We start from the raw sequence: 14891 nt of genomic DNA on the forward strand, positions 1-14891 counted from the left end.
TTATATGCTTGATCAAAAAGCCATTCAGATTTGAATGGCTTTTTTATTTATTAGATGAGTCGTTTAATATCACGTTTTTTCCAGACAAATTGATAATAACTTGCTTGGAAAATACATAGGCATACAAAGGCGAGCGCGTAAGCTGTCCAAATACCATTTAAGCCCCACATAGAACTAAACCAATAAGCACAAGGCACTTCGATCAGAAGGATGGTCAAAATATTGATCATCATTGGGACATTGACTGTACCACTGGCACGCATGATTGAAGCAAAAATAGCGCTTGCACCAAAAAACAAAATTGACCATAGCACAATAAATAATAGCTGTTGCCCTAATACCACCACACTATGATCGGTGATAAAAAGTGCCATTAAATACTTAGAAAATAGATAAGCCAAAGTGATGAGTGTTCCTGTAAACAAGATATTCATGCCTAAGGCAGTCCGTGTCACTTTTGCCAATAAGTCGGATTTTCCAGCCCCAATTGCTTGCGCGGCAAAGATTGATGCCGCTATGGAGATCGACATGGCTGGGAATTGAATGTAGTTCAGAACTTGATTGACTGCGCCATATGCGGCAGTTGCGTGTGCGCCATAACGATTAACTAAGCCAATAATCACTAAGCCAGCCAAAGACGTGGTGACCATTTGTACGCCTGTCGGAATACCCAGTTTTAAAATTAACTTACTTAAATTTGGATCGTGACGAATACTTCGAATCAGTTGTCGATCAATTTTAAGAGGATGATTTTTATAATTTAAGTAGAAAGCTAGAAAAATGAGTACAGCCGCGTAACCCATGATGGTGGCAACTGCAGGTGCGATAATGCCTAATTCAGGAAAACCAAAATAGCCTTTTAATAAAACAGGTGTAACCACCAAGCCAATTAAACTGGTTAAACTCAAGGCAATTAGCGGTGTCACGCTATCGCCAACACCCCGTAAAATCGAGGTATAAATAATATAAACAAATAATAACGGACTACCCACTAGCATCCATTGAACGTAGGGTAATGATAGATGCATGACTTTAGGGTCGGTGCCCAACACATTTAAAATCTGCTCAGCAAATACCAGACCTAAAATGGCAATCAAGGTGCCCCCAATCAGGGTAATAAATAATGTTGAGCCGATGACACAGCGAACCTTTTCAAGATTTTGTGCTCCCCATGCTTGCCCAACTAATACGGTAGTGCCTGCTGAAATTCCAATCACAAAAGCCAAGAGAAAAAACAGGATAGGGAAAAATACAGAAACGGCTGCAATCGCATCCACGCCCATCATCTGACCGACAAAAATCGTATTAATCGTACCTGAAAGATTCTGCAAAATATTTGTGGCGATTAGCGGGACAAGAAAAACAAAAAAGGTTTTCCAGAGATTGGGTTGCATCACCAACGTTTGGCGTGGCGTCATTTAAACTCCTTTACGCGTCTATTGGAAACGCAAATCATCTCTTCAAAATAACATATGCAGCACGAGCTTGGGTTGAGTTCAGTTTATGTTTTGTTGATCAACACTGTACGAGGATTTCTCCCGCACGTTGCAAGGTTATATCGGTTTTAGCAAAACAAAATCGAATGAGTCTGAGTGATTCAGGAGGCTGCTGATAAAAGACGGAAATTGGGATAGCGACAATTTTGTGTTGCTCTGCAAGGAATTGGCACATCTCCACATCATTCAGATCAGGTCGAATTTCACTATAGTCTAGGTTTTGGAAATAGGTTCCCTGAGATGGTAGAAATTTAAAACGTGAGTCTCGGATTTGAGCATTAAAACGATCACGTTTTGCTTGGTAGAAATGAGGAAGTTCTTGATTATGCTCAGGATGCTGCTGCATATAATTAGCCAGTGCAATTTGGCATGGTGTAGTACCACAAAAATTTGCGTACTGATAAATCTGTCGAAATAGACGCATTAATTCCGGTGCAGCAACACAATATCCTGTTTTCCAACCCGTGACATGATAGGTCTTTCCAAAAGAACCAATGACATAACTACGTTCACGCAGTTCGGGAAAACTTAGAGCACTAAAATGTTTTTGCCCATCAAAGACCAGATGTTCATAAACTTCATCAGACAATACAACAATATTTTTATCTTCAATAAGTTGAATCAGTTGTTGCCAGTCCTGCTCTGACCAAATTGCTCCTGTAGGATTATGTGGTGTATTGACAATAATCATGCGAGTTTTGGCAGTGATGCTGTCTTGAACCCTTTGCCAATCTACCTGAAATGAAGGTGCTTCCAAATGAATATGAATCGACTTACCACCTGCGAGTTGTACCGCAGGTGCATAACTGTCATAACTTGGATCAAAAATAATGACTTCATCACCAGCGTGGATACAGGCTTGGATTGCACAGAAAATGGCAATGGTTGCACCAGGTGTAATGGTAACTTCGGTGATGGGGTCGCAATTTAATTGATCACGTTGCAGAAATTGTTGTGCTAACTGTTCGCGCAGAGCCAATACACCATCTCCTGCTGGGTATTGGTTATAGCCATCTAATGTTGCTTGGCTAAGTGCTTCTAACAGAGCGGGTGGGGCAGGAAAATCAGGAAAACCTTGTGATAGGTTCAAGGCATTGAGCCTGTGAGCGAGTTCAGTCATTACACTAAAAATGGTCACACCTTGACTTGGAAGTTTTGACTGAAGTTGCAGCATGGTGATTAACCTAATTTACGTTTTGTTTTGAGTTGATTGTATCGGTAAAAGGATGAGATATCCAAATCGTCGCAACTGGTGCGAACAGAGATTTACGTCTCTTCCTTGCTTCAATAATGTGCTAAATATCAAGAGAAATAGTGGAATAGTGTCTTAATAAAAACAATAGTGACAGAATTGGTCATTTTTTAGTTAAATTTGTCTAATAAATTATTATTTTTCAATCATATATGGTGTTTTAATTTAATTATTTAAGCGATATAATTTATATCGAGAGATTAAAATAAATACGAATAATTGTGAAATAGGACATTAAGCAATGGACAATTTCGATCTAAAAATACGCTATCCGCATCATCTTGATTTAAATGATGTAGAACAATGTGGAGCATTAAATACCATTGGGGTATTAACTCGATTTGACAGAATGGGTTGGAAACAACAACTCAATCGTTGGCTGCAGCTCGACGGTGCAAGCCCGACTTTTACCATTACAGATGGTAATACAGAACACACCATCGAAATCGTTTTAAATCCCTATGCCTCATCTCAAGAGTTGAGCTTCACGGTAAAAACAGATATTCCTGTGGTCGTTGCTAAAAAACAAATCTTTGGTTTAGTACAATTTCAGGCAAAAGAGCGAATTCATTTTAGCCATCTGTCATTGGTTCAAGTAAAAGCGTACTTAACTGCCTTTTTAAAACAAGATACCGAAGCTTTGGCACGCTATTATCAAGAAAGTAAGCAGTTGGTTTGCTGATGAATGACAGGAAAAGAGACCCTTCTCTTTATGTGTTTTTGTTGGGAAGATGGATGAGCCCTAATCACAGGGTGCTTAGGGCAAAAGATGGCAAAGTCGAAAGACTCTACCGTATATGGCTCTATCGTTTATAAAACGTTTTCAACAATTGCACGAATGACACCAAGCGCTAAACCAATAAATGCGCCGACAATCACACCATTCACACGGATCATATGTAAATCGCCGCCCACTTCGCTTTCGATTTTGGCGATCATTTCTCGAGAATCCCACTCGTGGATGCGCTCACTGATATAACGAATAATTTTATCGCTATATTGCTCACTGAAGTTGGTTGCTAAGCCGACCATTTTTTCATTCAAAACTTCACGAACTTTTTCATTTTGAATCAAGCTTATACCAAGCTGTTGAATCGCAGTTCTTAAATTCGTCGCGATACCTGAATCTTCTTGCATTAAATCCGTTTTAATTGCATCACATAGGATCGCGATGGCACCACTAATAAAATTGAGCACCTGAGGACTATCGAGCAAAGCATCCTTGCCACTATTTAGACGTAGACTGGCTTCGCTATCGTTATCAGCAAGTTGTAACATCAGTGTATGTGTTGTGGCTTCAATATCTTGGCGCCATGGGTGATCAGGGTTAGCTAACATCGATTCAACTTTTTCGATCAGTGAATCAATCGTCCGTTGTTGTACATCAATTCCAATCCAGCTCGCACCTTTTGCCAGCTTCCATACGCCTAATTCTTGAAATAATTTACGAGATAGGTCTCGAGCTTCTTCAGGATGAGACACCATCCATTCATGTGCTAGATCAAGCCCTCGTTGCAATACATCTTGGTGGAAATCATTATCTAAAACAGCACGTAACATTTCACTGGCAAGTTTGTTGATTTTGGTGCTACGAACCCATTGCACACTATTGTTCTGTACAAAGTGAGCAATTTGATCTTGGCTGACAAATTCAAAAATTCTAGGCACTGTGTGCTGAATCATCTGCACCACTTGCGTATTATTTTTAGGATTGGCTAACCATTCACCAATTGCCAAACTCATGTCTGCATTTTTGAGACTACGTTCTACGATTTGCGGTGATAAAAAGTTTTCTTGGACGAAGCGACCCATCGATTCGGCTATACGGGCTTTATTACGTGGAATAATTTCCGTGTGGTCACGGAGTAATTTCGGTAAAGGCATTTTGCCGAAAGGATTACGAAATAATACTGTAACCGCATACCAGTCTGCTAAACCACCAACCACACCTGCTTCCGCACCAAGCATAAATATATGGATGATCCATTTGTATTCAGGAAAAAAATGCGCCGCGACCATTAAGCCAATCCATGACACTACCGCAATAATCAGTGCCATCGTGGCGAAGTATTTACTTCTCTGGAGGCTAGGTACGTGGATTTCTTCGACTGAATTCATTTAGTCATCCTTTATTCACTTTTTGTTTTGAGTGGGCACAGCGGGCTGTAACACATCTCCTGATGGACTCAATCCGTACTTTGATCCTAATGATTGCAAAATCATTTGTGCGTCAAAAGCATCTGGAGATTGATCTTGAGTCTTGAAACACTCGATAGTATACGACACTTGGATTGGATCAATATTGACCACTTGTGGCATATCATAGAATGGATCGGGCCAAAAGGCTGGATGGCGATGATAGTAGCCATATGGATAATAGCTAGGCGTTGGATAAATCACAGCCTGACGCGGTGCTTTATTCCGTGCATTACTTGGGTCATCCACAACCGTAAAATAACGGTATCCATTTTTGAGTGTTGTTTGAGCAGCTTTTAGTAAGGTAATTTCTTCAGCTGTACCATAACTTAGATTTTGACCTGCTTGAAAACCAATACGATACGTTTTGCTATTTAATGGATAAGCGGTGAATTGACCAAGTTGGTCAAAGGTTTTGGGTTGTTGTGGAATGGTCGCGCACCCTGTAAATGCCAATGCGACAAGGAGAGGGGTGCATTTCAATACAGTTTTCATATGCAATTCCTATTTCAATGTCTGTAAAACTGACTTAAAAGCTACTATTGGGTTGGGTTAAAAATTCCAACTCTTCCGCCGTTGATGTTCTACCTAAAATTTCATTTCGATGTGGATAGCGGCCAAAACGATCAATAATGATCTTATGTTTCTTTTCAAAACTCAGATTGATTTCATTACCCAAGCGTTGAAAAAGCTTGAGGGCATATTCATGCATCAATTTAGATTCACTGTGCATAAACGGCATATATAAGAAAGAACGTTGTTCAGGACTCAATTGCGCATCAAGTTGTAAGCTAATCGCTTCCTGTGCCAGTGCCAATGCCAAACTGTCATAAGCAAATGCTTGTGCTTGGTCACGGTAGATATTACGAGAGAATTGATCGAGTACAATGATTTCAGCCAAACGGCCTTCTGGTGTTTTGCGCCAAGACCAAAGTTCTGCTTGGATTGCTTGCTGGTGAATTATTTGAAATTGCTCGCGAATTTTATAGTCAAAAGCATCACTTTTCGCGAACCAAAGTGAACGATGATTCGGATCAAACCAAAAGTCGAGAATGTCTTGTGCTTGCATGAAGAAGTGCCAAATGAAAGATCGATTATTTTAATAAAATCACAAATTCAGCGTGTCTTATGTAACAAGATTGTGATAAAAATTGCCAAATTAAATCAGATGACTAGATCACAATTGTCGTTATAATTGGCAGAATAACGAAGTCGCTAACACTTATCTTGTTGGCCGATCTTGAATAAGCGAGCATATAAATTATGAATCAACCCAACACATTTTCTTCCTCTGTGATTCCAACATGGGTAGATGCTTCGCTATTGAAGGGGATGTTACGCGGCATAGAACGTGAAAGTTTAAGAATGCAAAGCAATGGATTTTTATCACAAAAAAATCATCCAAAAGCTTTAGGGTCTGCACTCACGCACCCTCATATTACAACGGATTATTCAGAAGCATTGATGGAGTTTATTACCACTCCTCAATCTACTATTGCAGCGGCATTAGATGAGTTGCGAGATATTCACACCGTGGTGCATCAACACCTAGAAGAAGGTGAGCGCTTATGGCCACTGTCGATGCCATGTATGCTGGATGATAATGAAGAGAATATCCAATTAGCACAGTACGGAACCTCGAATATTGGTCGTTTTAAAACGCTTTATCGCCGTGGTTTAGGTGTGCGTTATGGCCGCCGTATGCAGACGATTTCAGGGGTGCATTATAATTTATCTTTCCCTGATCAATTGTTTGCTGAGTTACAACAGCAAGCGAGCGATCAAGAATTAAAACAACTCAGTGCTCAAGATTATCGTAGCCATCGTTATTTTGGCTTAATTCGTAATTTTATTCGTTTAACTCCTTTGGTGATGTATTTATTAGGAGCGAGTCCATCCGTTTGTCGTTGTTTCCTGACAGGTCGTGAACATCATTTACAACCTTTGGTTAAAGGCACTTTGTATTTACCTGAGGCTACGGCTTTACGTATGGGGCGTTTGGGATACCAAAACTCAGCACAGAAAGAATTAGGCATTCATTATAACGATCTGCATGACTATTTGGATGGATTGCAGAAAGCAATTCATACACCTTATCCAGAGTTTAGTGCGTTGGGCTTAGACGATGAGTCTGGTGAACCTATCCAAATTAATGATCATGTGCTTCAGATCGAAAATGAATACTATAGTTTGGTCCGTCCAAAACAAGTTCCTCAGGTCGGTGAAACGCCATCACAAGCGTTGAAAAATCGTGGTGTTGGTTATGTCGAACTTCGTGCTGTTGACGTCAATCCGTATAGTTCAATCGGTATTGATGAGATCGCTGCAGGTTTTCTTGAAAGTCTAGCTTTATATTGTTTACTGAGTGATAGTCCAGAGTTGTTTGCAGATGAACAAGAACAGATTGATCGCAATCAAACAGAGGTTGTGAATCGAGGTCGTGCAGCTGATGTAAAGATTGAGCTTGGTGAGAAAACAATGAATTTTCAAACTTGGGCACAGCAGCATTTAGCAACTATTCAGCAATGTGCGACTTTACTCGATCAAGCGAATCAAACACACTTGTATCAAGACGCAATTGTTGTAATGCAACAACGCTTAGCACATGTTGAAAATACGCTTTCAGCACATGTCATTGAAGATACCTTGAAGCATGGTGGTACATGGAGTTTTGGCAGCGTTATGGCTCAGCAACATGTGCAATATTATGATCAGCATGTATTAAACCAAGAAAGAAAACAGTATTATGATGAGCTGGCACAAACTTCGTTGCAAAAACAGGCTGAACTTGAACAAGATAACGACATGAGTTTTAGCCAATATCTTGCAAAATACCGTTAAAAATTTTTTAGAGGATTTCCCATGCGTTGGAATTACCGTTTGGTCAGTGCTTTACTTGTTCTGACCAGTATTATTGGTATCTCATTTGCCTTGTATTTAGAACACGTACAAGGATTAGAGCCATGTCCACTTTGTGTTTTCCAACGTATTGGTTTGATCGGTATGGGATTTATCGCATTGATTGCGTTTATTCATAATCCGATTTCGAATGGCTTCAAACGTTTTTATGCATTATTAGCGACCTTATCAATTGGTTGGTCTGCGGGTGTTGCTGCACGTCATGTTTGGTTGCAGAATCTACCACCTGATCAAGTACCAAGTTGTGGTCCTGGTTTGGATTATTTGGTAGAAGCTTTGCCGATGAAAACGGTTTTACAGCAAGTGCTAACAGGTTCTGGTGAATGTGCCTTGATCGATTGGACTTTTTTAGGTCAGTCGTTACCTGTTTGGTCTTTGGTATATTTTAGTTTTATTCTGCTGATTTGTTTGTGGCAGTTGTTTAGAAAATATGATTCTACTAAAGCTTAAAATACCATTTTGAATAAAAAGAGCCGAAATTTATAGGCTCTTTTTTTATTGATAAGCGAAAATGTAAAGATTTGCTAAAAATAAAATATAATTATAGACAGATAGGTCTGTTTTTTTATAAAGTGCAGCCGTTTCTTTATCCTATGATTATAAAAAAATGCTTTTTAATATATCTAATGTATTAGAAAAAATAGGGCTAAATGCACAAAAACGTGCAATACACGTACAATTTTCTAATGAAGAATTAAATAACCAAGTTTTTTTACAGCGTATCGAGGGAAAGCATCAACTGAATGATGGCTTACATGCGGAATTAATTTGCCTCTCTACCAATGCTCATATTGCATTAAAACAATTTATCGGTGTTCAACTGGCTGTGGATCAAGTCACAGATTCAGGACAGTTGTTCCGTATGACTGGCATAGTAACTGAAGCGTGCTATGGACAAAGTGATGGTGCCTTAACTCTATATAAACTGACTCTGAATGATGCGACAAACTTATGGCATAAACGCCGTAATAGTCGTGTTTTTATGAATAAAACAATCGTTGAAGTTACAGAAGTTTTATTCAAAGAATGGCAAGAAAAAAGCCCATTATTTGCTGCAAGTTTGAGTCTTGATCTGAATGGACTAAAGCAAAGTTATGATGTGCGTCCATTTGTGATGCAGCATAATGAATCTGATTATGATTTTCTTACACGCCTATGGCGTAGTGAAGGGATTAGTTGGCTCATTGATGAAGCAGAGCTTTTTGTTCCGCATTTTTCCATACCGATTCAATCACAAAAATTACGATTGATTGATGATAATAGTCAATATCAAGCCTTAGCTCGACGCAGTATTCGCTATCATCGAAGTAGTGCAACCGAATACCAAGACAGTATTACAGGTTTTGTCGCAGTGCGAAGTTTGCAACCCACTGCTGTTCATTTGCAACGTTGGCAGCCTGATGCTTTAGCACAAGACGAAGGCGCTGGTTCAGTCATCACCACACATAGTCATTCCACAAGTTTTGACTCAGTCAGTTTAGGTCTTGAACAAGCATGGCATGTAAGTCCAGCATGGATGCAGGATTTAAAAGGTGAAGATCAAGCTACAGCTTCAGGTAACAGCCAATTAGAAAAGCAAAATCAAATATTAAATGATAGGTATGCTTTGCAAGCCAAGTTTTTTAAAGCTTATAGTTCAGTGCGTGACAGCCAAGTAGGATATTGGTTCAACCTGATTGATCATCCAGAAATTAATCAGCATGACGTCGTAGATCAAGAGTTCTTGATTATTGCTAAAACGTTCTACAATCAAAATAATTTACCGAAAGATTTACAGCAACAGGTACGCCAATTATTAAAACAAAGTCGTTGGCATGCACTTGAAGATGAAGGGGCTGAGCGGCAGGCAAATGAACTGACATTGATTCGCCGTCAAATCAAAATTACACCAGAATATGATCCTCTACAGCATCGCCCAATCGCCTATCCACAACGCGCTAAAGTTGTTGGACCAGAAGGGGAAACTATTTATGTAGATGAATGGGGACGTATCAAGGTTCGCTTTCTGTTTACCCGTAGTGATGATCACGGACATGATGGCGGTGCGGGCAGTAATGACAATGATACCGATTCAGCATGGGTCGATGTGTTAACACCTTGGGCGGGAGAGGGGTATGGAGCTCGCTTCTTACCTCGTATCGGTGAAGTTGTCGTTATTGATTTTTTTGATGGCAATATTGATCGTCCCTTTGTGACAGGACGAATCCATGAAGCGCAACGTTCTCCAACCAAATTTGATGTCAAAGGGCAGCTTCCAGATACTAAAAAACTCAGTGGTATCCGTAGTCAAGAAGTCAATGGTAGTGGTTTTAACCAGTTACGTTTCGATGATACAACAGGACAAATCAGTACACAGTTGCAAAGTAGCCATGCAGCAACCCAACTGAACTTAGGTAATTTAAGTCATCCTAAAGAACAAGCGACGAGCCAAGGTCGTGGTGAAGGCTTTGAGCTAAGAACAGATGCTTGGGGAGCTGTGCGTGCGGGTAAAGGTATGCTCATTAGTACCTATGCACAAGAACAGGCGATTGCAGATCATCTAGAAGCCGCTCAAGCACAATCTTTGCTGTCACAAGGTTATGAAAGCATGAAAATGCTCAGTGAAGTTGCAGCCAAGCAACAAACTGATGCTTTGAACGTGATTAATCGCTTACCCAAATTTATCCAGTCACTTGAGTTAAAAACCACAGGTCAGGCATTAAATAGTACGGTGGACTTGTTTAAAGAAGGGATCAATAACGATCCTATTCACGCTTTAAAAGACTGTGGTGGTTTTATTCAAGATATTGGTGCGCTAGGGGGAACTGCAAAAGGTGTTGTAGATGAATTTAATACTTTCTTTAGCGATGCCAAAGATGCGGTGGAAAACTTAAAAGCATTTATCGAAAACGTTGAAGAACATGGCCCTGACATTGTTAAATGCAAACTTGCTAGCATTAAAGACCGTATTCATAAAAATCCATTTGAAAGTATTCAAGAGGTTGGAAAAGTCTTAGCCAATGTCGAGATTAAAGACTTTGATTTGATGAGTACGTGCGGAACTTTTAGTAAAGGCAGTAAATTGGAAGTATCACCTTCTAAAGCATTGAGTTCTTTACAAGGCTTTATGGAAGGTTATACCCAAGGTTTAGAAAGCAGTTTCGATACTAAACAACAAGAGCAAGGCAAGATCTTCAGACAAGCCCTTATGTTGTTAGCATCGCCAAATGGTATTGCTTTGACGACGCCTGAAAATATTATTCTACAAGCTTCGCAAGATATTGCCGAAAGTGCCAGCGGTTCTATTAATTTAAGTGCGCAAAAAAATATTATTGGGCACGCACAAGACAAAATCAGTTTGTTTGCTGCGCAAAAGGGTTTGCGTGCTTATGCAGCGAAAGGAAAGCTCGAACTACAAGCACAAGATGATGCTATTGAAGCAATTGCGAAGAAGGTGATTAAGCTTATTTCTACTGAAGATAAAATCGAGCTTACGAGTCCAAAAGAAATTGTATTAACGGCAGGTGGGTCACAGCTCAAAATTAATGCCAATGGCGTATTTTCAACAACAGGTGGTAAGTTTGAAAGTAAAGCTGGGCAGCATTTGTTTACGAGTGGAGCAACAGTAAATGCTGAGTTGCCGAAAATGCCAGAAACAGGAATGTACAGTATGAGATTTGATTTAAGTCAAATATTTGATACTAAAATATTAAAAAATATGGAATATAAATTAATTAATCATTCTAAGAAAATTGAAGCTGTATATGAGTTTGAGCAAGAAAGTAGCGCAAGAGTTTATAGTGATTCTGTTGATAATGTAGAACTCGCTTTAGTGCCAGGAGTTTATTTAACAGAAAATAAAGAGTTAATTTCTGAACAGGAAGCTGAGTCATTAGATGATGAAGATATTGATAGCTGTGGTTGTGGAGAAGAGCATGAACATGATTGAAATTTTACAAAGTAAGAGATCACAATTTTATTTACTTGATATTAATAGCTTAATCATTTTAGCTCTTGCTTTTTGTGGAGTTATTATTAGTTCGACTGTCTATGCAAAAGATATATTTAATGTTGAATTAAAATGCAAAGGGAATGATCAAGAATATTGTGATATTGTAAAAAATTCTGATAATAAAACTACTTTCATTTTAAGAAATATGAGATACCCTGAAGTTGATAAAGTAAATGAAAATATTTTTCATGCTTATGGTAGTTGTGGTTCACCATGTCAATATCATTTTTTTATAAGTAAAATACAGGAAGATCAAACTAAAGAATTTATTGCTTTAGATAAAAAAAATAATTGTTTAATTGAAAGTGATTCCAAGAAAAATATTATCTATGCTAGAAAGCTATTTAATAAAAATAAAAAAATAATAGCTAATTTGAAAAATAAAGAATTTAATAATGTTCCAATAGATAGCGCTATATATAATTCATTTCAAGAAAAATCATATTTTGATGATAAAGGACAATTACATTTAGTAGCAATGTTAGCGGATGTAGATAAAAATGGTAATAGTTTGTATTTTAATAAAATAATTAAGAAAACTTGTGAGTAATAAATGAGCTATAGCGAAGATTTTAAAATATTTGTTGCAACTATTAATGGTGAAGCTGAAAATTGTAGTGAAACTTCATGGAAAGTTATTGCGCATACAATGAGAAACAGAGTTGGTTTCGCAAACTGGAAATCCTGGAGCACTATTATCCAAATCGTTACAAAAACAGGATATGATGCATACACCCAGAAAAATTCGCCTTATAAAAGAGCAAAAAAAGCTTTAGATTCAGGTGATATTTCACCTAAATTAATGAGTTTGATTAAAGCAGTAGAACCTATATTTAATGGAACAGAACCCGATTTTACAGGCGGTGTTGTGTATTATTATAGCCCTAAGGCACAGGCACAATTACATAAATCTGATCCTTCTAATTACCCTTCTTTAGTTCCTGATTTTGTAGTAAGTAAATCGAATCCTACTCAACAAGTTCAAATACCAGGGACTGAAAAGGATGATATGCGTTGGTATAAAGTCTTAACTTCAATATTTGATGTTTCATTTGTTGATAATGCTGGAAATCCATTAGTTGGTGTGACAGTTGATGTAGTATATAACGATAAAAAACCAGTCCCTTTATTCAAGGATTTAATTACAGACCAAAAAGGGAAGATAAAACAAGTTAAGGTTTGTAACTATATGGGTGCTAGGTTTAAGGTTAATGGTGTTTTAGTAAAAGATAAGAATAATAAAGAGATCTCTTTATTAGGTGATGGTAAAAATTATGCATCAGTTATTGTAGTAAATAATGGGAAAGGTATTAAGTCGAAAACAGATATACATAACCAAGAGCCTATCCCTGGTCAAAAGCAAGAATCTGTAAAAATAGATTCTAAGGCTGAAGTAAATAATGAAAAAAAAGCGGAAGTCAGTGATAATAATACTAAACAAAAAAATGTTAATTTTAGTATTAAGGTCATAGATAGTGAAAATAAAGCGATTCCAAATTTTTCTTATTTTCTCAAATATAAAAATGCAGAAAAGAAGCATAGTGTAGGGGCTAATGGTATTGAAAATAACTTAGTAGCATTAAGTGGCGAGGAGATTACGGTTTTAATTAGTGGGCTAGACTCAAAACAAGAAATTATTCGTTTTACAGCACAAGAAGGTATGGGCGAAAAGACGATAAAGCTTAATTTACATACTTTTAATATTCTTTTTAGACATAAAGATACGAAAAAACCTATAACAAATTTGAATTTAATTCAAAAATATAGAAATCAGATAAAGCAAAAAAAGACTGATGGTAATGGAAAGATAACTGTTAGTGCAATGCCAGGATTCGAGCTGAATTATAAATTAAGAGATGAACGGAACTTATTGACTATCAAAGTTGATAAAAATAAATCGCTTCGTGTTATCGACGTTGACTCGTCAGCAATAGAGCAAGCATCAAAAAATATAAAGACTGGGACTAAAGTTGTAGAAATAGCTCAATCTAAACGACAAGTTCCTTCATCAAAACATAAACAACCAGTTGATAAGCCAGTTGAAACTCATGACTCTACTCCTAAAAGAGATGAAAACACTGCGGTAAGTAAAGATGGTCATCCCAAAATGGTGGTCAATGATAGTAGAGAAGTTGAATTTACAGTTTTAACTTATGACGTTAAAACTAATCAATTATTTAATGGTGGTAGTTATATTGTTGAGTATAAAGGAACAAAACGTAGTCATGTCAGTGGTGCAAATGGGCTGGGTAAAAAAATTCATAAAGGGGTAATAAATGAATCTATTAGAATTATAGTTTTGGAATCCAATAAAGAGAAAATTATTTTTGATGGAAAAATTGAAAATAGTATGGCAACGATTAATTTGAAAATTCAAAAAGCAGAAGTAGCTAAGGTTGAAGGAGTAAGTGTTCTATTTAGCGGCGTGAATGAAGAGTGGAGACGAAATATTGTTTCTGAAAAAACCAAAAAAATATTAGCATTTTTAGCTAAAGAAGCGGGAATGAATAAAATATATATAACAAGCACAATTCGAACAGCTGAATCCCAAGCTAATGCAATGTATAGTCAGAATATTAGGTATACTGCGCCGGGAGAAGAAGTAAAAAGAGTCAGAGATGAATGTAAAGCCAAGAATATGAGGAAGGAACAAACTATTAGTAAAATGGTAGAGAAAATTATTGAATTACAAAAACAAAATAAAAAAGTTTCCAAACATTGTGTCAGTACTGAACAATATAACAAGGTTAATGTAGTAGATATAGGATTAAATAGTAATGGTTTTGGTACTAATAGTCACTTGAATGCACAAGGGAAAAAATTTAAGCAAGCCTGTAAGGATGCTAAGCTTAATGGTATCATTAGTGGCTTTATTTCTGGGGATGAACCTGGAGAAGGTGCAATGCATATAGAGATAACCCAATGAAAAATACTTTATTATTAATACTAGTTTTATTAATTTCTGGATGTTTCAATACAGCTAATACAGCTAATACAGCTAATACAGCTAATACAGCTAATACAGCTAATACAGCTA

11 protein-coding genes are annotated in these 14891 nt (G+C 37.5%); 6 read left to right on the forward strand and 5 right to left on the reverse strand.

Annotated features, from left to right (window positions below):
• Positions 1–50: 50 nt before the first annotated feature.
• Both IRT38_RS03585 and IRT38_RS03590 read right to left on the reverse strand, forming a co-directional pair.
• Positions 51–1418: an MATE family efflux transporter gene (locus IRT38_RS03585; RefSeq protein WP_039047202.1), complete on the reverse strand. Its 1368-nt coding sequence runs from the start codon at positions 1416–1418 to the stop codon at positions 51–53.
• Positions 1419–1515: 97 nt separating this feature from the next.
• Positions 1516–2670: a pyridoxal phosphate-dependent aminotransferase gene (locus IRT38_RS03590; protein ID WP_194596971.1), complete on the reverse strand. Its 1155-nt coding sequence runs from the start codon at positions 2668–2670 to the stop codon at positions 1516–1518.
• A 319-nt stretch (positions 2671–2989) separates the two neighbouring features.
• On the opposite strand from IRT38_RS03590, the gene IRT38_RS03595 reads away from it, so the two are divergent.
• Positions 2990–3430, forward strand: coding sequence for a hypothetical protein (locus IRT38_RS03595; protein ID WP_004910063.1), 441 nt, complete (start codon positions 2990–2992; stop codon positions 3428–3430).
• A gap of 128 nt (positions 3431–3558) precedes the next feature.
• Here IRT38_RS03595 and IRT38_RS03600 read toward each other — a convergent pair whose 3' ends face one another.
• The 3 genes from IRT38_RS03600 to IRT38_RS03610 are packed head-to-tail and all read right to left on the reverse strand — an operon-like array spanning position 3559 to position 6013.
• Positions 3559–4866 (reverse strand): DUF445 domain-containing protein, encoded by a 1308-nt coding sequence (locus IRT38_RS03600; RefSeq protein ID WP_004910060.1) that lies wholly within the window; start codon positions 4864–4866, stop codon positions 3559–3561.
• 15 nt (positions 4867–4881) lie between these two features.
• Positions 4882–5439 (reverse strand): CC0125/CC1285 family lipoprotein, encoded by a 558-nt coding sequence (locus tag IRT38_RS03605; RefSeq protein ID WP_136700448.1) that lies wholly within the window; start codon positions 5437–5439, stop codon positions 4882–4884.
• Between the two features lie 34 nt (positions 5440–5473).
• Positions 5474–6013, reverse strand: a complete 540-nt coding sequence (locus tag IRT38_RS03610) for a DUF924 family protein (protein WP_005403439.1) — start codon at positions 6011–6013, stop codon at positions 5474–5476.
• Positions 6014–6207: 194 nt separating this feature from the next.
• Between IRT38_RS03610 and gshA the strand changes: the two genes are divergently transcribed.
• From gshA to IRT38_RS03635, 5 genes are all read left to right on the forward strand, one after another.
• Entirely contained in the window at positions 6208–7785 is a 1578-nt protein-coding gene (gshA, locus tag IRT38_RS03615; protein WP_194596972.1) for a glutamate--cysteine ligase, read from the forward strand.
• A gap of 21 nt (positions 7786–7806) precedes the next feature.
• Positions 7807–8313, forward strand: coding sequence for a disulfide bond formation protein B (locus IRT38_RS03620; protein ID WP_004910048.1), 507 nt, complete (start codon positions 7807–7809; stop codon positions 8311–8313).
• Between the two features lie 157 nt (positions 8314–8470).
• The gene (locus tag IRT38_RS03625; RefSeq protein WP_194596973.1) at positions 8471–11791 is read left to right on the forward strand and encodes a type VI secretion system Vgr family protein; all 3321 of its coding nucleotides are present in this window, start codon (positions 8471–8473) and stop codon (positions 11789–11791) included.
• On the forward strand, positions 11778–12404 hold the full coding sequence (locus IRT38_RS03630) for a hypothetical protein (protein WP_001055953.1): 627 nt from the start codon (positions 11778–11780) through the stop codon (positions 12402–12404). The genes IRT38_RS03625 and IRT38_RS03630 overlap by 14 nt, the downstream gene beginning before the upstream one ends.
• Before the next feature lie 3 nt (positions 12405–12407).
• Complete coding sequence (locus IRT38_RS03635; protein WP_194596974.1) at positions 12408–14780, forward strand: hypothetical protein; 2373 nt, start codon at positions 12408–12410, stop codon at positions 14778–14780.
• The last annotated feature ends 111 nt before the right edge of the window (positions 14781–14891 follow it).

Source organism: Acinetobacter sp. SK-43 (assembly GCF_015351505.1).
Taxonomy (GTDB): domain Bacteria; phylum Pseudomonadota; class Gammaproteobacteria; order Pseudomonadales; family Moraxellaceae; genus Acinetobacter; species Acinetobacter junii.